The organism is Pseudomonas sp. W17, assembly GCF_040268305.1.
Taxonomy (GTDB): Bacteria; Pseudomonadota; Gammaproteobacteria; order Pseudomonadales; family Pseudomonadaceae; genus Aquipseudomonas; species Aquipseudomonas protegens.
Genome location: NZ_CP158490.1, coordinates 1,189,163 through 1,209,125 on the forward strand (window position 1 = coordinate 1,189,163; position 19,963 = coordinate 1,209,125).

General features: G+C 63.5%; 19 protein-coding genes. 7 read left to right on the top strand and 12 right to left on the bottom strand.

Annotated features, from left to right (window positions below; genetic code table 11):
- Positions 1–89 precede the first annotated feature (89 nt).
- On the top strand, positions 90–1,214 hold the full coding sequence (locus tag ABCR88_RS05350; RefSeq protein ID WP_123473895.1) for a polysaccharide deacetylase family protein: 1,125 nt from the start codon (positions 90–92) through the stop codon (positions 1,212–1,214).
- Between the two features lie 346 nt (positions 1,215–1,560).
- Complete coding sequence (locus tag ABCR88_RS05355; RefSeq protein WP_011059380.1) at positions 1,561–2,955, top strand: PhoH family protein; 1,395 nt, start codon at positions 1,561–1,563, stop codon at positions 2,953–2,955.
- Between the two features lie 59 nt (positions 2,956–3,014).
- Here the strand turns inward: ABCR88_RS05355 and ABCR88_RS05360 are convergent, their stop codons facing one another.
- The 3 genes from ABCR88_RS05360 to ABCR88_RS05370 are packed head-to-tail and all read right to left on the bottom strand — an operon-like array spanning position 3,015 to position 7,669.
- Positions 3,015–6,077 (bottom strand): MexW/MexI family multidrug efflux RND transporter permease subunit, encoded by a 3,063-nt coding sequence (locus ABCR88_RS05360; RefSeq protein WP_350404212.1) that lies wholly within the window; start codon positions 6,075–6,077, stop codon positions 3,015–3,017.
- The gene (locus tag ABCR88_RS05365; RefSeq protein ID WP_015634242.1) at positions 6,074–7,225 is read right to left on the bottom strand and encodes an efflux RND transporter periplasmic adaptor subunit; all 1,152 of its coding nucleotides are present in this window, start codon (positions 7,223–7,225) and stop codon (positions 6,074–6,076) included. The genes ABCR88_RS05360 and ABCR88_RS05365 overlap by 4 nt, the downstream gene beginning before the upstream one ends.
- Positions 7,226–7,255: 30 nt before the next feature.
- A complete protein-coding gene (locus ABCR88_RS05370; protein WP_350404213.1) occupies positions 7,256–7,669 on the bottom strand; it encodes a VOC family protein in 414 nt (137 codons plus the stop codon).
- A 46-nt stretch (positions 7,670–7,715) separates the two neighbouring features.
- On the opposite strand from ABCR88_RS05370, the gene ABCR88_RS05375 reads away from it, so the two are divergent.
- Entirely contained in the window at positions 7,716–8,642 is a 927-nt protein-coding gene (locus ABCR88_RS05375; protein ID WP_011059384.1) for a LysR family transcriptional regulator, read from the top strand.
- On the opposite strand, the gene ribD is transcribed toward ABCR88_RS05375, so the two are convergent.
- The 6 genes from ribD to ABCR88_RS05405 all read right to left on the bottom strand — a co-directional run bounded on the left by ribD (position 8,621) and on the right by ABCR88_RS05405 (position 14,511).
- Complete coding sequence (gene ribD, locus ABCR88_RS05380) at positions 8,621–9,727, bottom strand: bifunctional diaminohydroxyphosphoribosylaminopyrimidine deaminase/5-amino-6-(5-phosphoribosylamino)uracil reductase RibD (protein ID WP_350404215.1); 1,107 nt, start codon at positions 9,725–9,727, stop codon at positions 8,621–8,623. The two genes, ABCR88_RS05375 and ribD, sit on opposite strands and share 22 nt — an antisense overlap.
- Positions 9,724–11,427, bottom strand: coding sequence for a WD40 repeat domain-containing protein (locus ABCR88_RS05385; protein WP_041116077.1), 1,704 nt, complete (start codon positions 11,425–11,427; stop codon positions 9,724–9,726). The genes ribD and ABCR88_RS05385 overlap by 4 nt, the downstream gene beginning before the upstream one ends.
- An 80-nt stretch (positions 11,428–11,507) precedes the next feature.
- On the bottom strand, positions 11,508–12,107 hold the full coding sequence (ribA, locus tag ABCR88_RS05390; RefSeq protein WP_011059387.1) for a GTP cyclohydrolase II: 600 nt from the start codon (positions 12,105–12,107) through the stop codon (positions 11,508–11,510).
- 66 nt (positions 12,108–12,173) lie between these two features.
- Positions 12,174–13,181 carry an SUMF1/EgtB/PvdO family nonheme iron enzyme gene (locus tag ABCR88_RS05395; protein ID WP_350404217.1) on the bottom strand — a complete coding sequence of 336 codons (1,008 nt, stop codon included), beginning with the start codon at positions 13,179–13,181 and terminating at the stop codon, positions 12,174–12,176.
- 41 nt (positions 13,182–13,222) lie between these two features.
- Complete coding sequence (locus tag ABCR88_RS05400; RefSeq protein ID WP_011059389.1) at positions 13,223–13,963, bottom strand: class I SAM-dependent methyltransferase; 741 nt, start codon at positions 13,961–13,963, stop codon at positions 13,223–13,225.
- A gap of 101 nt (positions 13,964–14,064) precedes the next feature.
- On the bottom strand, positions 14,065–14,511 hold the full coding sequence (locus ABCR88_RS05405; RefSeq protein ID WP_011059390.1) for a DMT family transporter: 447 nt from the start codon (positions 14,509–14,511) through the stop codon (positions 14,065–14,067).
- Between the two features lie 229 nt (positions 14,512–14,740).
- Here ABCR88_RS05405 and moaC point away from each other — a divergent pair, with 229 nt between their 5' ends.
- From moaC to ABCR88_RS05425, 4 genes are all read left to right on the top strand, one after another.
- Positions 14,741–15,214 carry a cyclic pyranopterin monophosphate synthase MoaC gene (moaC, locus tag ABCR88_RS05410; protein WP_041116082.1) on the top strand — a complete coding sequence of 158 codons (474 nt, stop codon included), beginning with the start codon at positions 14,741–14,743 and terminating at the stop codon, positions 15,212–15,214.
- Positions 15,211–15,453: a MoaD/ThiS family protein gene (locus tag ABCR88_RS05415; RefSeq protein ID WP_011059392.1), complete on the top strand. Its 243-nt coding sequence runs from the start codon at positions 15,211–15,213 to the stop codon at positions 15,451–15,453. The genes moaC and ABCR88_RS05415 overlap by 4 nt, the downstream gene beginning before the upstream one ends.
- Position 15,454: 1 nt before the next feature.
- Positions 15,455–15,907: a molybdopterin synthase catalytic subunit MoaE gene (moaE, locus tag ABCR88_RS05420; RefSeq protein WP_015634248.1), complete on the top strand. Its 453-nt coding sequence runs from the start codon at positions 15,455–15,457 to the stop codon at positions 15,905–15,907.
- A 218-nt stretch (positions 15,908–16,125) separates the two neighbouring features.
- Positions 16,126–16,902 carry an ABC transporter substrate-binding protein gene (locus ABCR88_RS05425; RefSeq protein ID WP_019094752.1) on the top strand — a complete coding sequence of 259 codons (777 nt, stop codon included), beginning with the start codon at positions 16,126–16,128 and terminating at the stop codon, positions 16,900–16,902.
- Between the two features lie 94 nt (positions 16,903–16,996).
- On the opposite strand, the gene ABCR88_RS05430 is transcribed toward ABCR88_RS05425, so the two are convergent.
- The 3 genes from ABCR88_RS05430 to ABCR88_RS05440 all read right to left on the bottom strand — a co-directional run bounded on the left by ABCR88_RS05430 (position 16,997) and on the right by ABCR88_RS05440 (position 19,826).
- Complete coding sequence (locus tag ABCR88_RS05430) at positions 16,997–17,626, bottom strand: transcriptional regulator (RefSeq protein ID WP_011059395.1); 630 nt, start codon at positions 17,624–17,626, stop codon at positions 16,997–16,999.
- 73 nt (positions 17,627–17,699) lie between these two features.
- Positions 17,700–18,839 (bottom strand): FAD-binding oxidoreductase, encoded by a 1,140-nt coding sequence (locus ABCR88_RS05435; protein WP_041116085.1) that lies wholly within the window; start codon positions 18,837–18,839, stop codon positions 17,700–17,702.
- A gap of 33 nt (positions 18,840–18,872) precedes the next feature.
- Complete coding sequence (locus ABCR88_RS05440) at positions 18,873–19,826, bottom strand: ornithine cyclodeaminase family protein (RefSeq protein WP_350404219.1); 954 nt, start codon at positions 19,824–19,826, stop codon at positions 18,873–18,875.
- Positions 19,827–19,963 lie beyond the last annotated feature (137 nt).

The window sequence follows — 19,963 nt, forward strand, 5'->3', positions numbered from 1 at the left end:
GTAGGAGCCGGCTTGCCGGCGAAGGGGCCCTGATTCCTGGCACAGATCGGCTATAGTGCGGCGCGGGTTTTGTTCTGGAGGCATCCCTTTTGCGTATCGCGTTTCTCTTCTCGGCCTGGCTTCTGAGTTTCAGCGTGCTGGCAGCGCCCAATGATGTGGCGACCCTGGACCGCAGCACCTGGCCGGAAAAGCTCGACAATCCGACCCTGTTCGACGTCGCCTCGCGGGCCGAGATCCTCACCTTCGCTCGCGCCTTGCTGATCAGCGAAGCCTGGGACGAGGCCTCGATGAAGCAGCGCCTGGGCCTGCGGATGATCAACATGGAGGCGATCTCTGAGCTGCGCGAACATCTGTGGCAGCGTCTGCTGGATAACTACAACTTCGCCCAGCAAAGCTGCGACCAGGACGCGTCCTTCTGTTACCTGGTGGAAAACATGCAGCAGTTGCGCAAGCAGGCCGGCAAGTTCCATCTGGCGCAGGACTCCTACTACGCGCGCTGGGGCGAGCCGAGCCGGACCTTCCACGAGCAGTACCTGGACGAATTGCTGCGCAAGGCCGCGCTGTCACCGCAGACCAGCAGCGAAGTGCTGCGCTTTGGCGACTACGAGCGCAATGGTGACGAGCTCAATGACCGGCTGTTTCTGCTGACCTTCGACAGCGCCGCCAACCTGGCGCCGGACAACACGCCCTGGCTCACCAACTACCTGCGCAAGGCCAACCTCAGCGGCACCTTCTTCGTTCTTGGCAACGATATCCAGAACCGCCTCGACAAGGCTTCGGTGGCCAGCCTGCAATCCCTGTATTCCCGGCAGTGCGTTGGGGTCCAGGGGTGGGAATTCCGTTCCCACAGCCATTGGCAGGACTGGCAGTACTCGATCCAGCGCAGCGCCGACCTGGTGAAAAGCAAGCTGCCGGAAAACTACGTGCCGCTGTTCCGCCCGCCCTATGGCCAGCGTCGCGCCGACGCCCAGGGCTTCTTCAATTCCCAGGGCATGCAGGTGGCGCTATGGGACATCGACGCCCAGGACGGCGCCGGCAAGCTCAAGGCCGAGGACAGCGGGCAAAGAGTGTTGACTTTGATGCTGCTGTGGCGACGTGGGGTGATCGCCTTCAATGCCAAGCAGGATGGGGTCAAGAGCAGCTTGCCCTGGTTGCTGGCCCAGACCGCGCAGAGCGGCATCGGTTGGGAAGACTGCCAGGATGCATTTCGCTGAAACGAAACAGCCTGCGCAAACAGGGAGAAATGGTGGCTGAAGCGGGGAAAAACAGCGGGATTTCGAGGCAGGCGGACTTCCGACTTTAACGGTGCCCGGGCCACTCGCCAAGGGCTATTCGTCACTCTGCAAAATAAACATCAAAAAAGCGTCAAAGTGCTTTTTCCTGTCACGGTTTTTGGAGTATTACGAACTCAGACCGCCGAAACCTGCGACACAGGTGGCGTCTCCCAAGACTCCTTGTGTGTGCAGGTCACCTGAACCCCCGCGGGTGAATTCGGTGGCCCTTCGAGGCGCGATACCCCATGGTATTGCGTCGACTGGCTCCCACATAAGGTGACCGAGTATGGATGACCACGGACGTAGCTCTTCTTCCAACCAGCCAATCCTTTATGTACTCGATACCAATGTATTGATTCACGATCCAAACGCCTTACTGAATTTCGAAGAACACCACGTCGCCATCCCCATGACCGTCCTCGAAGAGCTGGACAAGCTCAAGAGCGGGCATCACAGCGTGGCCGCCGAATGCCGCCAGGCCATCCGCCTGATCGACAAGACCCTGGGTGAAGCCTCACCCGAGGACGTCGAACTGGGCGTACCGATCCAGCGTGGCAAGAGCGGGCCCAAGGGCTTGCTGTCGATCCTCATGAGCAAGCGCAACGAGCCCACCAGCCTGTTGCCGGACAACCTCAACGACAACATCATCATCAACCAGCTGATCGACCTGCACGCGCGCAACAAGGACCTGCCCGTGGTGCTGGTGACCAAAGACATCAACATGCGCCTCAAGGCGCGGGCCTGCGGGATCGCCGCCGAGGACTACAGCACCGACCAGCTGGTGGACGATGTTTCCCTGCTGCCCAATGGTTTCCACAACATGAGCGGCTCGTTCTGGGACCGCGTAAGCAAGGTGGAAACCCGTCAGGACCATGGCCGTACCTGGCACCAGGTGCAGTTGATCGACAACCTGCCGGCGGTGCACATCAATGAATTCATCATCGACGAACAGGGCTTTGTCGGCTGGATCAAGGAAATCCGCGCCGATGTGCTGCTGATCCTCGACCTGCATCAGGAACCCCTGTTGCACCAGGAAGCCTGGGGGCTGAAACCGCGGGACATCTACCAGGGCCTGGCGCTGTACGCGCTGCTCGATCCGGATATCCACCTGGTCAACCTGTCCGGCGCCGCGGGCTCGGGCAAGACCATCCTGGCTCTGGCCGCCGCTATCGAGCAGACCATGGTCAGCAAGCGCTACCGGCGCATCATCGCCACCCGCAGCGTGCAGGGGCTGGACCAGGAGATCGGCTTCCTGCCCGGCACCGAGGCTGAGAAGATGGAACCCTGGCTGGGCGCCATCACCGACAACCTCGAAGCCCTGCACATGGATGACGAGAACACCCACGGCAGTGTCGACTACATCCTCAGCAAGGTGCCGTTGCAGTTCAAATCCCTGAACTACATCCGCGGCCGCAGCTTCCAGCAGAGCCTGATCCTGATCGACGAATGCCAGAACCTCACCCCGCACCAGATGAAGACCATCATCACCCGTGCCGGCGCCGGTTCCAAAGTGGTGTGCCTGGGCAACCTGGCACAGATCGATACCCCCTACCTGTCGGCCACCAGTTCTGGCCTGACCTACCTCACCGAACGTTTCAAGGACTTCCCTAACGGCGTGCACATCACCCTGCAAGGGGTGCCGCGTTCGATCCTGGCGGAATACGCCGAAAGCCACTTGTAACCTCACCCTGGAACACAACGGGCGGCCCTTGGGCCGCCCGTTGCACTTCTGGCGCAGGCTCAGGCCAGTTGCTGCAGTTCCTCCAGCTCGCTGGAGCGACTGTGGGCGCGTGCCATCAGGCTGTAGATCGACGGCAGCACGAACAGGGTGAACAGGGTGCCCACCAGCATGCCGATGACGATCACCAGCCCCAGGCCGAAACGGCTGCTGGCGCCGGCGCCGGAAGAAAACAGCAGCGGTACCAGCCCCACCACCATGGCGGCGGTGGTCATGAGGATCGGCCGCAGGCGGATCCGTGCCGCGCGGATAATCGCCTGGGCCGCAGTGCAGCCCAGGGCCGCGCGCAGTTCATTGGCGAACTCCACCATCAGGATGCCGTGCTTGCTGATGAGGCCGATCAGGGTCACCAGGCCGATCTGCGTGTAGATATTGATGGTCGCCAGCCCCAGCGCCAGGGGAATCAGCGCGCCACAGATCGACAGCGGCACGGTGATCAGGATGATCAGCGGGTCGCTCAGGCTTTCGTACTGCGCGGCCAGCACCATGTAGATCACGATGAGGGCGAACAGGAAAGTCAGCAGCAGGGCATTGCCTTCGTGGATGAACTGCCGCGAATCGGCCTGCCAGTCATGGCTGAAACTGGCGGGCAGGGCCTGGCTTTGCTGCTGCAGGAAGGCCACCGCCTGGCCCAGGCTGACCCCCGGGGCGGGGATGCCCTGGAAGGTCGCGGCATTCTGCTGGTTGAACTGCTTGAGCTTGTTGGGCTGGATGCTGTCATGCAGGCTGACCACGGTGGACAACGGCACCTGGGTGCCGCTGTCGGTCTCCACGTAGAAGCCGTTGAGGGCCTGGGGTGTCAGGCGCTGGGCCGCGGCGCTCTGGGGAATCACGTCGTAGGAGCGGCCCTGCAGGGCGAAGCGGTTGGTGTAGTTCTCGCCGATCAGCACCGCCAGGGTGGTGCCGATGTCCTGCATGCGGATGCCCAGGCTGTTGGCCTTGCTGCGATCGATGCGCACCTCGGTCACCGGGTTGTTGAACTCCAGGTCGCTGTCCACCACCGTGAACAGGCCGCTGGCCCGGGCCTGCTGCTTGATCTCCTCCATGGCCTGGAACAGCGAGCGGTAGTCCTCGGTGCTGCGGATCACCAGTTGCACCGGCAGGCCGCCGGTGGAGGCCGGCAGCGGCGGCAACTGGAAGACGAAGATCGAGTTGCCCTCGACTGCATCGACCTTCTGCTGCAACTGCTGCTGGATGCTGGCCGCGCTGCGCTGGCGTTGCGACCACTCGCTGAAGTTGACCCCGGCGAAACTGGCGGCCACGCCGTCGCTGCCATTGATGATCCAGGTGCTGACGGTTTCCGGCAGGCCCTGGAGGATCGCGTCCAGCTGGTAGGCATAGCGCTCGACATAGTCCAGGTTGGCGTGCTGCGGCGACTTGATCGCCAGCAGCAGGTTGCCCTGGTCTTCGTTGGGCGCCAGCTCCTTGCTGGCGTGGCCGTAGAGCCACGGCAGGCTGAGCAGCACCAGGGCGGCAAACGCCAGGACCGCGCCGCGCCAGCGCAGGGAACGCACCAGGCCGTGCTGGTATAGACGTGCCAGCCAGTGGAAGAACTGCTCGGCCCAGCGGCTCATGCGACCTTCCTGCAGCCCCGCCGGCAGCAGCTTGGCGCACATCACCGGGGTCAGGGTCAGGGCCACTACCCCGGAGATCAGCACCGCGCCGGCCAGGGTCAGGGCGAACTCCTTGAACAGCGCGCCGGTCAGCCCGCTCATCAGGCCTATGGGCATGTACACCGCAGCCAGGGTGATGGTCATGGCGATCACCGGCGAGGCGATTTCCCTGGCCCCGACAAAGGCCGCCTGCAACGGCGTGCGACCCTCCTTGAGGTGGCGGTGGATGTTCTCCATGACCACGATGGCATCGTCCACCACCAGGCCGATGGCCAGGACCATGGCCAGCAGAGTCAGGAGGTTGATGCTGAAGCCGAACAGGTGCATCAGCGCCAGTGCGCCGACCATCGACAGCGGAATGCTGACCACCGGGATCAGCACGCTGCGGGCCGAGCCCAGGCACAGGTAGATGATCGCCACCACGATCAGGATGGCTTCGATCAGGGTTTCGATGACCTCGATGATCGAGGCCTGGATGAAGTGGGCGGTCTCGAACGCCAGGGCCACCTCCACTCCCGGCGGCAGGGTCTTCTGGATCTCCGGCAGCAGGCGCTTGATGTCGGCGACGATCAGCAGCGGGTTGCCCTTGGGCGTGGCATACAGACCCAGGTGCACCGCCGGCTTGCCGTCCATCAGCGCACTGGTTTCATAGGACGCCGAGCCCAGCTCGACCCGGGCGATGTCCCGCAGGCGCAGGAGGTGGTCGCCACGGTTGCTGATGACCATGTCGCGAAACTCGTCGAGGTTGCTCAGGTCGGTGTTGACCTGGATCGACGAGATCACGTACTGGCCCTTGATCTGCCCGGGGGCGGCCTGGAAGTTGTTGGCGCGGATCGCCTGTTCCACCTGGGCCGCGCTGACGCCGTGGCCGGCCATGCGCTGCGGGTCCAGCCACAGGCGCATGGCCAGGCGCTGGCCGCCGAAGGTCTCGACCTTGGCCACGCCCTCGATGCTGGAAAACAGCGGCTGTACCACTCGGCTGAGGTAGTCGCTCAGCGCCGAGGCGGACAGCGAGCGGCTGGCGAAACCGACATAGGCCACGGCGGTGGCGTCCCCGGCGGAACGCTCGATCACCGGGTCGTAGGCCTGCTCGGGCAGGCGGTACTTGACCTGGTTGACCTTGGCGATCACCTCGCTCAGGGTCTTCGACGAATCCTGGTTGAGGGCCATGCGCAGGGTGATCAGGCTGCGCCCCTGGACCGAGGACGAGCTGACGTAGTCCACCCCCTCCACGGAGGCCAGGGACTGGTTGATCGGCTGGGTGACAAAGCCCTGCATCAGCTCAGCCGGCGCCCCGGGGTAGTCGGTGGTGACGCTGATCACCGAGCTTTCCAGCAACGGGTACTGGCGCACCGGCAGGTTGCTATAGGCCTTGAGCCCCGCCAGCAGGATCAGCAGGCTGACCACCAGCGCGAGCACCGGGCGGCGGACAAACAGATCGGTGAACTTCACGGCTCTTCTCCCGCGGCCAGGGTCGTCGCACTGCCGCCGGCATCGCTGAGCACGCTGTGCTGCTGCGGTTCGATCGGGGCACCGTCACTGAGCTTGATCTGCCCGGACGTCACCACTTGCGCGCCCGGCGCCAGGCCGCTGTCGATCACCACCCGGCCGGCATGCCGCGCACCGGTTTTCACCGATACCCGCTGCACCGTCGGCGCGCCCTGGGCATCCTTGGCCGGCTGGACCACGAACAACTCTTCGCCGTAGGCGTTATAGGTCACCGCGGTTTCCGGCACGCTCAAGGTGCCGCTGGGTAGCGGCTGGGCCAGCCGCACACGGGCGAACATATGGGGCAGGGCGCTGGCTGGCGGGTCTTGCAGGCGTGCCTGGATGCTCAGGGTACGGGTGCGATCGAGAAACGGATCGACAGCGCTCACTTTGGCGCTGAGCACCTGCCCGGGCAGGGCGTCGAGAAGCACTTCCAGGGTCGCCCCCGGCGTGACCTGGGCCAGCGCCTGCTCGGGCACGCTGAAGTTGACGTACAGGCCCTTGTCGCCAATTAGGTTGATCAGCACGTCCCCGGGGTTCACGTATTGCCCCAGGTGCACCTTGCGAATGCCCAGGGTGCCGGCAAAGGGCGCGCGAATGGTGCGCTGCTCGATTTCCGCGGTCAGCGCCTGCAAGGCGCCCTTGGCGGTGGACAGCTCGGTCTGGGCATTGTCGAAGGCTTCCCTGGAGGTGGCGTTGACCGACACCAGGCGCCGCGAGCGTTCGAGGCGGATCCGGGCGTTTTCCATTTCCCCTTGCAGGCGCACCAGGTTGCCGCGCTGGGGCGCGTCGTTGAGCTGGACCAGGACCTGGCCGCGTTCGACCCGCTGCCCTGACTGGATCGGCAGGTTGACGATGCGCCCGCCGATTTCCGCCGGCACGCTGACTTGCTGGATCGCCTCCAGTTCGCCGATGGCTTCCAGGTAGTTCGGGAAGGGCAGGGTACTGGCCGTGGCCACGGCGACCTTGACCGGTGCCTGTGCATAGGCCTGGGGGCCGGGCCGGGCCCCGTGCCACAGCCACCCGGCCAGCAGGCCGACGGTCAGCAGCGCCGCGATCAGCGCCAGCCATGCGCGCAGGGAGGGGGGCTTGGTTACACCGACGGACACCATGACATTCACTCCTTGACGTCAGTTGCAGTTTCAGTAGATCGGCCAGCAACCGGGGGTGAGCAGCTCGACGAGGTTTTCATCCGGGTCGCGGAAATAGATGCTGGAGCCGCCCTTGGGCCATTCGGTACGACCTTCCAAGGGAATGCCGGAGCGGGCCAGGCGTTCCTTCCAGCCGGGCAGGTCCTGTTTGTCGATGGCAAAGCACACATGGATCTGCCCGCTGGCGTCGTGGGGCGGGATCTCGCCGCCGCTGAGGTATTTGGTGTGCAGCGAGGCGCCCCGCTTGAAGAGCAACAGGGTATTCTGGCCGCCGATGTTCAGCGCCACGAGGACATCACTCTCGACCATGACTTCCAGCTGGAAGGTTTTTGCGTAGAATTCTTTCGCGATGTCGAGATCGTTCACATAAAGGGCTGTTTCAATAATTCGTTTGAGTTGCAGCATGTGTTGCTCCTTTTGGGACCTTGCTCCCTGAGTTGGAAATGACAGGATGGTCACGGTCTTACTGCGCAATATCGATTTGAACCTGCTGGTGGTGCTTGATGCCCTGCTGACAGAAAAACATGTCACCCGTACGGCCTTGCGCCTGCACTTGAGTCAGCCGGCCATCAGCCACTCGTTGAGCAAGTTGCGCGGGTTGCTGGATGACCCGATCCTGATTCGCCGGGGCAGTGAACTGGTGCTCAGCTCCCTGGCCCAGAACATCCAGCAACCGCTGCGGGAAATCCTTGGCCAGATCGAAACCCTGTTCGGCAAGTCCATCGACTTCGATCCCGCCAGTTCCCAGCGCATCTTCACCCTGGCGATGTCCGACTACGGCGCCGCGCTGGTGCTGCCCAACCTGATGGTGCGCTTGCGCCGCGATGCGCCGAACACCACCTTGGTGGTGACCCAGGACACCCGGCACGGAATGTTCGAGCAGGTTTCCCAGGGCAAGATCGACCTGGCCCTGGGGGTGTTTCCCAACCTGTCCGGCGACATTTCCACCGAGGTACTGTTCGAGGAAACCTTCTCCTGCCTCCTCGACCGACGCACGTTGCCGGCCGACGGCACGCTGGACCTGGACAGCTACCTGGCCCGGCCACACATCCTGGTGTCGATGGATGGCAGCGCCAACGGCGAGGTGGACAGCCTGCTGCGCGACGAAGGGCTGCAGCGGCGGATAGCCGTGAGCGTGCCCCATTGGCGTACTGCCCCCAGCATGATTCACAACACCGACCTGATTCTCACGGTGGCCACTCGCACCCTGGACGAAGCGCTGCTTAACCAGGACCTGATCCAGCTGCGACCGCCGTTGCCGATTCCGCCGTTTCCCTTCGTGCAGATCTGGCATCAGCGTTTCGACAATGAACCGGCCCATGTCTGGTTGCGCGAACAGGTCAAGCAGGTGGTCGCTCATAGCGCGCTCGGCGGCTGAGCCGGCCGCAGGCGCAGACGCAGGTCCGGCCCCAGCTGGCTGACGTCATACAGGGCAAAGTCCAGGGCCTCCTCCAGGCGGTCGAAGCACGGCAGGTGCACCAGCGGCCGGGCCAGATCCCCCAGCAGGCGCGGAGCCACGTACAACAGCAACTCATCCACCAGATGCGCCTTGAGCAGGTTGCCGGCCAGTGTCGGGCCGGCTTCCACCAACAGGTCGTGCAGGCCGCGCTGGCTGAGGTTGTGCAGCAACTGCTCAAGGTGCAGGCCCTGGTCGTCCCCGGGCAGCGCCATGACCTGCTCGCTGTCGCTGCTGGCCAGCGGGCACTCCCGGTGCACCACGTGCAGGCTCGGCGCCTGGTCGTTGAACACCCGCGCCGTGGCGGGCACCCGGTCCTGGCTGTCGAGCACCACACGTACTGGCGCCAGGGCCTCCGGGGAGGACAGCTGGCGTACCGTGAGCAGTGGGTCGTCCGCCAGGACGGTACCGCTGCCGGTGAGGATCGCCGAGCTGCGGGCCCGCCAATACTGCACGTCGGCCCGGGCCCGGGTGCTGGTGATCCACTTCGAGCGCCCATTGTCCAGGGCCGTGCGCCCGTCCAGGCTCATGCCCATTTTCAGTTGCACCCAGGGCCGCTGGCGCCGCACCGTGGACAGAAAGCCGCGGTTCAACTCCTGGGCCGCCGATTCCAGCAGGCCGACCCGCACCTCGATTCCGGCGTTGCGCAGTTGGGCGATGCCCTGGCCGTTGACCTGTTCGAACGGGTCCTGATGGGCCACCACCACGCTGTGCACGCCGCTGTCGATCAGGGCTTGATGGCAGGCACCGGTGCGTCCGACATGGCTGCAGGGTTCCATGGTCACGTAGGCGGTGGCCCCCCGCGCCAGGCCACCGGCCTGGCGCAGGGCGAACACCTCGGCGTGGGGCCCGCCGGCCCGCCGATGCCAGCCTTCGCCGACCACTTGCGAGCCATGGGCGATCACGCAACCCACCCGCGGATTGGGCCAGGTGGAGTGGCTGCCCCGTTCTGCCAGGGACAGGGCGTGCTGCATGTGCTGGAAGTCGACTTCGCTGAAGTAGGTCATGGGCGCGCCGACTGGACAGCGGCCGGGGGCGTGATTGGGTAGATCCGGCCGTCGTAGGCGCTGGCCAGGAAACCTTCGCCGCTGGCGTCATGGATCAGGCAGGAAATGCCGCTGGCGGTGGGTTTCTCCACGCTGGCCCAGACGCGCTTTTTCAGATCGAAGACGGCCACGGTGCCGCCGTAGCTGCCGGTGGCGATCATCGAGCGGTCCCGGGAGATGGCGATGCACTTGATCGAGTGGCTGTGGGGCGTGTCGAACACCTCGCTGGCGCCATCGCGCCACAGGCGCAGTTTCAGGTCGCGACCGATGCTGGCGAAGCCGCCCTGGATCTGCGTGCAGCCGTTGGAGATCCGCTCGTGGGCTTTTTCCAGGTAGGTTTCCAGGCCGAAGTCGGCAATCCGGAAGAAGGCCGCGGCTGCGGTGGCGCACACGCTGAAAATGTAGGTTTCATCGGCGGCGATGCCTTTGATGGCGTTCTCATGCATGCGCACCTGGGTGACGAAGCGCGGCTGTTGCTGGTCCAGGCAGAAGATCAGCGCTTCGCCGGTGTAGGTGCCGATGGCTGCGTGCAAGGCTCCGTCCTTGATGAAGGTGGTGCCGCAGTTCAGGGGCGAGCGGTGCTGGTACAGGGTGGCGCCGGTGCGGGCGTCGAACACCGTGCCCATCTGGCCGCCGGTCAACACACTGTCGCCAAAGGGCAGGAGGAAGTTGCACAGGCTGCCGGCCTTGATGCTGGGTTGGCCGTTGATATGCAGGATGCCGGCGTCGCCGATGCTGTAGACGTCTTCGCCGACCACCGCCACGGCGTTGAGGCTGACCGCCGGTTCGATGCCGCTGAGGTCCCAGGTCTGGGTGGCGAAATCCCAGGTGGCATAGCGTGAGCCGAAGGTGACGAAGGCGATGCGATGGCTGCCCAGCAGCGCGCAACTGCGTGGCCAGATGATGCTCGGCAGGGAGGTTTCCGCCGTCTTGACCAGGGTGCCGTCCTGCTTGAGGTGCCAGAGCATGACCGAGCGGTCGTAGCTGAGGCTGATCAGCAGGCGCTGGCTGTCGTCCCAGATGATCCGCTTGATCCCGGCGCTGTGGGCGGGCTGCAGCAGGGTGCCGCGGGGGCTGATGATGGAGATCTTGCCTTCGTCGTCGCCGGCGAAAATGATGCCCTCGCGGGACAGGGCCACGGTGTCGGTTTCTACGCCGCCCAGGTCGATGGTTTCCAGCTGTTGCCCGGTATTGGCATCCCAGCGCCGGATCGAACCGTCATCGCTGCTCGATACCAGGGTCTGGCCGTCGGCCGACCAGCACACCGAGATCACGTCGGCGGTGTGGCCGTGGAGGATCCGCAGGGTCTGGCCGCTGAGATTGAACAGGCGGATGCTGTGGTCCCGGGAGCAGGTGGCGATGGTCTGGCCGTCCGGGGAGAAGGCGGCCATCTCGATGTCGTCGTCATGGCCGATGAGCACGGTCTTCAGGCGCAGGGACGGCACTTCCCAGACCCGCGCGGTGTAGTCGCTGCTGGCGCTTACCAGCAGCGTGCCGGCGGCGTTGAATGCGCACTGGTTGGCCAGGTGATCGTGAAGGACCCGCTGGATCGGGGTCCGGGTCCTGGCATCCCAGAGGATCACCTGGTTGTCGTAGCCGGCGGTGGCGACGTAGGTGTCCTTGAACGTGGCGATGCCGCTGATGGGCCCGAAATGTCTCATGATTATTGTCCTTAATAATGCGTTGGCGGATGACGGGCAGCCGTCCCCCGGCCCGCGGGCTCCGGGGGAGGCAGGCTCTTCTATTTGATGAGATCGATGAGGTGGTGCTTCTTGTCTTTCTTGGCTTGCAGGTAGTGGCTGTTGTGCCGGGTGAGGAAGACCCCGGTGGGGATGGTGCTGTCCACGATGATGCCGTTGTCCTTCAGGGCCTGGACCTTGTCCGGGTTGTTGGTGATCAGGCGGCAGTGCTGCACGCCCAGGGCCTTGAGCATCCTGGCGGCCATGGAGAAGTCCCGGCCGTCCTCGGGGAAGTTCAAGTGGCTGTTGGCTTCGAAGGTGTCCATGCCGCCGTCTTGCAGGCGGTAGGCATCCAGCTTGGCGTACAGGCCGATGCCCCGGCCTTCCTGGCGCAGGTAGATGAGGTAGCCGCCTTCTTCCTGCATGCGCGAGATGGACTCGCTCAGTTGCGGGCCGCAATCGCAGCGCTGGGAGTTGAAGACATCGCCGGTCAGGCATTCGGAATGAATGCGCACCAGGGGGCTGTGTTCGCTGGCGGGGCCCAGCTTGATCAGGATGTGTTCATGGGCCGCTTCCAGGCCGCTGAAACTGTAGAAAGTGCCGGGGGTGGGCGAGTCGTTCAGGGGGATGTCGACCTGGTTTCTGATGCTGAGTGTGTTCATGGAAATCCCTTCCGTTCTTTGACGTTGAACGTGTAATTGTTTGGTTGCAAAAGTAGAAATGCCGGGTCAGAGGCTCTCGGCGAGCCTGAAGCCCATCACGTAGATCTCCCTGGGGTATTTGCCGTGTCGACGGCAGTTGCGGGTCAAGTCGCGAAAGCGTGTGAAGCTGCCGCCGCGGGCAATCCGGTGGGTGCCGACCACGGTCACCAGGTCGTCGATGACGGCATTGCCGCCGGGGTAGGGGGCGTAGTCATCGGCCACGTATTCTTCGACGTTTCCGGCCATGTCCATGCAGCCGAAGGGCGATGCGCCCTCGGGCAGGGCACCTACCGGGGTGGTGGCGAACAGGCCCATTTCCGCGGTGTTGGCGTGCAGGGGCAGAAACTGGTCGCCCCAGGGGTATTCGAGGTTTTCATGGCCGGCGGCGGCAAACTCCCATTCCGCTTCGCTGGGCAGGCGGAACGAGCGACCGGTACGGGCCGCCAGCCACTGGCAGTAGACGTCGGCATCGCCGGCGCTCAGGCCATAGACCGGATGGTTGGCGCGTTCGCTGGGGAACTGGCCGAAAAGCCAGTTGCCGGGGATGGCGGGGTACTGCGAATCCTCCAGGAATGCCCGGTATTCCAGGTTGGTTACCGGGTACTTGCCAATGGCGTAGGGCTTGAGCTCGACCCGGTGGCGCGGGGCCTCCTTCTCGATCCAGCTGCGGTCCAGCCCCAGGCCCTGCATGCGCTGCAGCACCTGGTCGATGGCCGACGCCTCCAGGCCGATCTCGACCTGGCCGCCTTCGATGGTGATCATCGGCGGGTTGAGTACATCCAGGCGTGGGTCCATGGTCTGTGCCAGCAGCCGTGCCGAGGCCAGACGCCATGACAGGGGAGCGTCAGGGTTTTCCACCCCCAGGGCCAACTGCTCCGCCGATTTGTCGGACAACTGCCGCCAGACTGCCAGGGGCAGCGAAAGCTCGATGCCTGGCTGAAAGTGTTCCGCGAGGCCCATCAATTGCCTGTCGGTCATTTCGGCTGTCAGGGGGCCGTCGAACACTGGCCAGTGAGCAAAACCCTTGGAATTCATAGTACTTCTTGTCCTGCATCTGGTTGAGGGGAGAGGGGCGGTCACAGGGTGCAGATCAGCCCGGTTTGCAGGCAGTTGCGCTCGAAATCGTCCCAGTAGCCGACGGGATGCTTGGCACGATTGGCGACGGAGATGATTGGCTTCTGCCACTGCAGCTTGGAGAAGCCGGCCTTGAGGATGGCGTGCTCGTAGGTGTCGCGGCTCCAGCGGTGGAAGGTGAAGGCGCTGGGCGGTTGGGTAACGAACTCGGCGTGATGGCGGAAGCCACCGGCATGGGGTTCTTCGCTGAGTACGTGGACGCCGTACTTGGTGAAGTTGCCGCGTTGCAACTCGAAGCCCGGGTCCACGGTGTAGGCGATGAGTTTGCCGCCGGGGACCATGTTCCTGGCCACGACCTTGAACATCTTTTCCAGCTCTTGTGGTGATTGCGCGTAATTGAACAGCCAGGCCGCAGTGACGCGGTCGAAGTGCCCCAGTACGCCCATGTCGCAGACGTTGGCGACGTGATACTCGATGGCCTCCTGGTTGCGCGCCGATTCCTTGCGTGCCAGTTCGATCATCGATGAGGAAATATCCACCCCGACCACTTTGCTGGCGCCCTGGTGGTAAAGCTCACGGCCGAAGTAGCCGAAGCCGCAGGCCAGGTCCAGGACGGATTTGCCTTGGATGGCTCCCACCATATGGAAGAAGGTTTCCGTTTCTACCGAGCGTTGCGAGGCGGTGTCGGTAAAGTCTTCAAAGCGTTCACCGATGGAGTCATAAGTTGCAGCTTGACTGGTCATTGTTCACCTATCTGGTCGGCTGAGTGTTATTAACTTTCCGATGAGGAAATAGTTGGGCAGGTTGTTTCTGGTTGTTATCGGTTGTTGCGTTGTTCTTATGGCTAGCCGCGAGTAGTAATGATGAATCCACCAATGACTACTAGTACGCCAATGAGTTTTTGCATGCTTATTGTTTGGCGTGGAAGACCGACCAAACCGAAATAGTCGATGAGCAAGGAAATGATCAGTTGTCCGACAATCACTGTCATGATGAAGTTGAGGGCCCCTAGGCGTGGCGCCATCAGCAGGGCGACGGTGATGTAGAACACACCGGCAATCCCGCCCATCCAGATCCACCAGGGGCCTTCCTGAGCGGCTGCGAAGTTGGGGCGAGGAACTTTAATAAAGATTATTACAGCAATAAGTGCCAGTAGGCTGACAAGTAGTGATACCCCGGTGGCCCATAATGGATGGCCTAATAGGTGTCCAAGTCTTGAATTGGTTCCTGCTTGTAGTGGTACTGCGAAACCGGCCAGGAGGCTTAGGAGGATTGATATTAGAAATGCCATGTTTTTTCGTTTCCTTTTTCCGGGAAGTTGTACTTTTATTAATATAATGGCGCCAATTCTTTGTTCTTATGCTGGGTATTCGCCACGCTGATCGTCCTCTGGGACCCTGGGCCAGACAGGCCGGCTGACCATCTCGAGCAGGAATGTTTCCCCCCGGGGGCGGGGCTGCAGGGTGCGGAAAACTGACCCGCGGGTTTACAATCGCCGCCACCAGATCAGGAGTAACGCCGTGCTGACTCATCTCGATTCCCAGGGGCGCGCCAATATGGTCGACGTCACCGACAAGGCCGTGACCTTTCGCGAGGCGGTGGCCGAAGCGCGGGTACGCATGCTCCCGCAAACCCTGCAGATGATCGTCAGCGGCGGTCACCCCAAGGGCGATGTATTCGCCGTGGCGCGCATCGCCGGGATCCAGGCGGCAAAGAAAACCAGTGACCTGATTCCCCTGTGCCATCCGTTGATGCTTACCAGTGTCAAGGTCGAGCTCTGTGCCGAAGGCGAGGACTGCGTGCACATCGTTGCGCGTTGCAAGCTATCGGGGCAGACCGGGGTGGAAATGGAGGCGCTGACCGCCGCCAGCGTCGCCGCGCTGACCATCTATGACATGTGCAAGGCGGTGGACCGGGGCATGACCATCGACAGCGTTCGGGTGCTGGAGAAGCTCGGCGGCAAGAGCGGCCATTACCAGGCGGATCAGGCATGAAGATCTCGGTGAAGTTTTTCGCTCGTTACCGCGAGGCCCTGGGCATTGACGGGCTGGAGATCGAAGGCGTGTTCCAGCAGGTCGAGGATGTGCGCCAGGCGTTGCTGTCCCGGGACGGGGCCGAGGTATTGGCCGAGCAGAACCTGATGTGCGCCCGCAATGAAGAGCTGTGCCAGCTGGACGAACCCCTGGAAGACGGCGACGAAGTAGCGTTTTTTCCCACGGTGACCGGAGGTTGAGATGGCGATTCGAGTGCAGTCAGCAGCGTTCGATCCCGGGGCTGAAGTCAACGCCATGCACGCCGCGGATACCGGGGTGGGTGCGGTGGTCAGCTTTGTCGGCTACGTGCGCGATTTCAATGATGGGCAGGATGTCCACGGCATGTTTCTTGAGCATTACCCGGGCATGACCGAAAAGGCCCTGGGCAAGATCGCCGCCGAAGCCGAGCAGCGCTGGCCGCTGTTGCAACTGGAAGTGCTGCACCGCATCGGCGCCCTGGAGCCGGGCGAGCCCATTGTGTTTGTCGGTGCGGCCAGTGCCCATCGCCAGGCTGCGTTCGATGCCTGTGCCTTTGTCATGGACTACCTCAAGACCCGGGCGCCGTTCTGGAAAAAGGAAAACACCGCCGACGGCCCGCGCTGGGTGGAAGGCCGCGACAGTGATCACGCGGCGGCCGCGCGCTGGAAAGACTGATCCCATGATACTTGCCGGCGGCGCCTGAGCCCGCCGCAATCCAACCTGCAATCGAATGCGACTGTTCCCGCCGACCGCTGGGTATAAGTCGCTGCGCGCGCCGTTGACGATATGTACGTAAAAGTCCAGTATGGAATTACAAGTACAAATACAGTGTTCCCCGTTTCACCTCTTCTTTCTGTCTTGCCAAACCAACAACAACCCGCGAGAGAACGAACATGAAAAAACTCCCCCTGATCAGTGGCCTGGCCTTGAGCCTGTTGGCGTGCAGCAGCCTGTTCGCGGCCGAAAAGACCCTGCGCTTGGGCATCGAGGCGGCGTACCCGCCATTTGCCTTCAAGACCGCCGAGGGCAAGATCGGTGGTTTCGACTACGACATCGGCAATGCCCTGTGCGCGCAGATGCAGGTCAAGTGCGAGTGGATCGAGGGCGAGTTCGACGGCCTGATTCCTTCGCTGAAGGTGAAGAAGATCGACGCTGCGCTGTCCTCCATGACCATTACCGCCGAGCGCCGTAAATCCGTGGATTTCACCCACAAGTACTACTTCACGTCGTCGCGCCTGGTGATGAAGAAGGGCGCCGAGGTGGACGACCAGTACGCCAGCCTCAAGGGCAAGACCGTGGGCGTGCAGCGCTCCACCACCACCGACCGCTATGCCACGGAGGTGTTCGAGCCCAAGGGCATCAAGGTGGTGCGCTACAGCAACAACGAAGAGATCTACATGGACCTGGCGGCCGGGCGCCTGGACGCGATCTTTGCCGACAGCATTCCGCTGGCCGACTTTCTGTCGATGCCCCGGGGGGCCGACTACGCCTTTGTCGGGCCTGAGCTCAAAGATCCGAAGTACGTCGGCGAGGGCGCCGGGATTGCCGTGCGCAAGGGCAACAGTGAACTGGTGGGCGAGTTGAACAAGGCCATCGATGATATTCGGGCCAATGGTGAATATCAGAAGATCCAGGCCAAGTACTTCAAGTCGGATATCTATGGGGATTGAGACATTATGGCGTTCTTGAGGACGCCTTCGCGAGCGAGCTCGCTCCTACAGGTGTTGTGCAATTGCGCGTAGGAGCGAGCTTGCTCGTGAACCTTTATTGTCCCTTCAATTCCTTCAGGTGCTTGTACACCGTCGCCCGGCCCATGTTCAGCACGTTGGCCACGTAGTTGGAGGCGCTCTTGCCCTTGAAGGCGCCCTCGGCGTGCAGCGCCAGCACCAGTTCGCGCTTGTGATCGCGGGTCAGCAGGTTCAGCCCCAGCTGGCGCTCGCGCAGCCAGTTGTGCAGGAAGGTGTTGATCCGCTCCTGCCAGTCATCGCGAAACAGCGAGTCGGGCTGGGGAATCAGTTTGCTCGGCGACAGAAACAGGTCCAGCGCCGCCTTGGCGTTTTCGAACAGCGAGATGTTCAGGTTGATGCACAGCACCGCCTGGGGCTGGCCCTGGCTGTCGCGCAGCACGCTGCTGAGGCTGCGGATCTTCTGTCCGTCCCAGTTGAGCTTTTCATAGGGGCCGATGTTGCGTTCGTCGCGGTCGCCGCTGAGCAGGTCTTCCAGGGCTGCGTCGTCGCCCACTTCGCGTTTGGACAGGTTGTTGGCGATGTAGTCGATCTTCTGTGTACGCAGGTCGTGGAGCACCACCTCGGCATGGGGGAAGAACAGGGTGGCAATGGCATCGGCAATCGCCCGGAAATTGTCCAGGGCAGGGTCCTTTGCAGGTGAGGTCATGGTCGTACTCCAGGCAGCTTCAGCGCCCGCCGGCAGCGGGCGCTGGGAGTGTGCCGCAATCGTTGGGGGCGCCTCAACCGGTGGTTCGGTCGAGGCGGGCCGGGGAGAGCATGGCAGGCGTGAGGCCGAAGCGGGTCAGGTGTTCCGGCAAGGGGGCACCTCGCACCAGGGCGGCGCTGGCCTGGCCCATGGCCGGGGAGGTCTGGATACCGTAGCCGCCCTGGCCTGCAACCCAGAACAGCCCCGGAACCTGCAGGTCGAAACCGGCCAGCAGATCGCCGTCGCTGACAAAGCTGCGCAGCCCGGCCCAGGTCCGGGTTGGACGACGGATGCTCAGGGTGGTGGCTTCTTCGATCTGGTGGATACCCAGGGCGATGTCCAGTTCTTCGGGTTGCACATCGTGGGGTTCAACCGGATCGGCATTGGCCGGTGAGCCGAGGAACATGCCGGCGTCGGGCTTCATGTAGAAGGATTCATCCAGGCTCACCAGCATTGGCCAGTGGTGAAAGTCCAGGCCTTCGGCGGCGGCGAAGATGAAAGCCGCGCGGCGCTTGGGCTGCAGGCCCAGGGCGCGGGCTCCGGCCATTGTGCCGATGTGGTCGGCCCAGGCCCCGGCGGCATTGATCAACACCGGCGCACTGAACGCCTGAGCGGCCGTTCGCACCTGCCACTGCCCTTGGCTGTCGCGCTCGATCCCCAGCACCTCATGGTCGGTGCAGACCTGGCCCTGGTTGCGGCGGATGCCCCGCAGGTAGCCCTGGTGCAGGGCGTCGGTGTCGATATCGCTGGCGCTGGGGTCGTAGAGCGCGCCATGGACCTTTTCCCGGCGCAGGATCGGCAGGCGCGCGCAGGCTTCGTCGGCGCTCAGCAGTTGCATCTCCGGCACCGTGGCCCTGGCGCTCAGGTACTGGTTGTTCAGCTCGGCCGGATCACCGTTGAAGTCCACGGTCATTTCACCCCGCGGGGTCAGCAGCGGGTGCTCGCAGAAACCCTGCGGCGGGTGGTCGAAGAAGGCCCGGCTGGCCAGGGTCAGGGCGCGCACCTGGGCGGTGCCGTAGGCGGCGGTATAGAGCGCCGCGGAGCGGCCGGTGGAGTGATAGGCGGGATGGGATTCACGCTCCAGCACAACCACCCGGCCATGGAGCGACAGCCAGTAGCCGGTGGACGCTCCGGCGATACCGCCGCCAATGATGATGAAATCTGCCTGGATCATTCGAAGCTCCGCAATAGGGGCGAGCAGCAGTGGTTACTGCGGGCGCCGCAGGTGGTACAGGGCATTGGCCAGGGCGATGTCTTCCAGGCCCAGGCCGATGGAACGGAAGAACACCGGGCGTTCGGCATCCGGGAGCGGGGCCTGTTCGCTGAGCAACTCCGGCAGGTCGCCGAGAATCGCCGCACTGTCCCAGCCGTGCTGTTCGCCGGCGATCAGCATTTCACCGGCGCAGCCCGGTGTGGTGCGCCGGTAGTCGCAGTAGACCTGCATCTGTGCCAGGGCCGCGGGTGGCACTTCGTGGGCCCGTGGCGCATTGGTGCTGATGGAGGTGATCAGCGCCGGCTTGCCGAGGCTGCTCGGATCCAGCACGGGTCCGGCGGACGAGGTGCAGAGCATGATCACGTCGGCGCCCTCGGTGGCGTCCTCAAGCCGGGCCACCAGTTGCAAGCGCGGGTCGAGGGCTTGCAGGCGGGCAAGCTCTGCGGCGGGCTTGTTCGCCAGGCTCGGGGAGTAGAGGCGGATGCTCTGCCAGGGGCGCAGGTCCTGCACATAGCGCAAGTGCGCCTGGGCCACCGCGCCGCTACCGATGATTGCCAGGTGCCGGGTTGTGGGGGGCGCCAGGGCGTCGACCGCGACCGCTGTGGTGGCCGCGGTACGGGCGGTGGTCAGTTCGGCGGCGTCGCACAGCAGCAACGGCTGGCCGCTGTCCGTGGACATCAGCAACGTCCAGGCGGTGACCAGCGCGCCTTGGGTACGGACGATGTAGGGCGAGGTCTTGACCCCGTACACCCGGTCTTCGGCCAGCACCCCCAGGTAATTGATGAAGTCGCCGGCCCCCTGGGGAAACTCCACCAGTTGCTGCGCCGGTTGCACGGCGAGCCCGGCAGCCAGGTCGCGGAACAGTTTGCGCAGGATCTGCGGCACGTCGATGCGTTCGAGCAATTGACGGGCCTCGGGGCGGGCAATCACGTAAGGCGTGCTGGACATGCAAGGGCTCTCAGGATTTAAACTAATTTGTCTATTATGGACTTTTGGTTTTGGCGGGCAATATCCAGGCGAAAAAAAACGCAGCCTGTGGTCGGGCTGCGTTTCTTCAGGTTGCCGGGGCGCTGCGGGAGCGCCGG

Excerpts from the sequence above, each read along its gene's own strand:
- ABCR88_RS05355 (WP_011059380.1), top strand. The coding sequence starts at position 1,561 with ATGGATGACCACGGACGTAGCTCTTCTTCCAACCAGCCAATCCTTTAT.
- ABCR88_RS05365 (WP_015634242.1), bottom strand. The coding sequence starts at position 7,225 with ATGGTGTCCGTCGGTGTAACCAAGCCCCCCTCCCTGCGCGCATGGCTG.
- ABCR88_RS05370 (WP_350404213.1), bottom strand. The coding sequence starts at position 7,669 with ATGCTGCAACTCAAACGAATTATTGAAACAGCCCTTTATGTGAACGAT.
- ABCR88_RS05375 (WP_011059384.1), top strand. The coding sequence starts at position 7,716 with ATGGTCACGGTCTTACTGCGCAATATCGATTTGAACCTGCTGGTGGTG.
- ribD (WP_350404215.1), bottom strand. The coding sequence starts at position 9,727 with ATGACCTACTTCAGCGAAGTCGACTTCCAGCACATGCAGCACGCCCTG.
- ABCR88_RS05385 (WP_041116077.1), bottom strand. The coding sequence starts at position 11,427 with ATGAGACATTTCGGGCCCATCAGCGGCATCGCCACGTTCAAGGACACC.
- ribA (WP_011059387.1), bottom strand. The coding sequence starts at position 12,107 with ATGAACACACTCAGCATCAGAAACCAGGTCGACATCCCCCTGAACGAC.
- ABCR88_RS05395 (WP_350404217.1), bottom strand. The coding sequence starts at position 13,181 with ATGAATTCCAAGGGTTTTGCTCACTGGCCAGTGTTCGACGGCCCCCTG.
- ABCR88_RS05400 (WP_011059389.1), bottom strand. The coding sequence starts at position 13,963 with ATGACCAGTCAAGCTGCAACTTATGACTCCATCGGTGAACGCTTTGAA.
- ABCR88_RS05405 (WP_011059390.1), bottom strand. The coding sequence starts at position 14,511 with ATGGCATTTCTAATATCAATCCTCCTAAGCCTCCTGGCCGGTTTCGCA.
- ABCR88_RS05415 (WP_011059392.1), top strand. The coding sequence starts at position 15,211 with ATGAAGATCTCGGTGAAGTTTTTCGCTCGTTACCGCGAGGCCCTGGGC.
- moaE (WP_015634248.1), top strand. The coding sequence starts at position 15,455 with ATGGCGATTCGAGTGCAGTCAGCAGCGTTCGATCCCGGGGCTGAAGTC.
- ABCR88_RS05425 (WP_019094752.1), top strand. The coding sequence starts at position 16,126 with ATGAAAAAACTCCCCCTGATCAGTGGCCTGGCCTTGAGCCTGTTGGCG.
- ABCR88_RS05430 (WP_011059395.1), bottom strand. The coding sequence starts at position 17,626 with ATGACCTCACCTGCAAAGGACCCTGCCCTGGACAATTTCCGGGCGATT.
- ABCR88_RS05435 (WP_041116085.1), bottom strand. The coding sequence starts at position 18,839 with ATGATCCAGGCAGATTTCATCATCATTGGCGGCGGTATCGCCGGAGCG.
- ABCR88_RS05440 (WP_350404219.1), bottom strand. The coding sequence starts at position 19,826 with ATGTCCAGCACGCCTTACGTGATTGCCCGCCCCGAGGCCCGTCAATTG.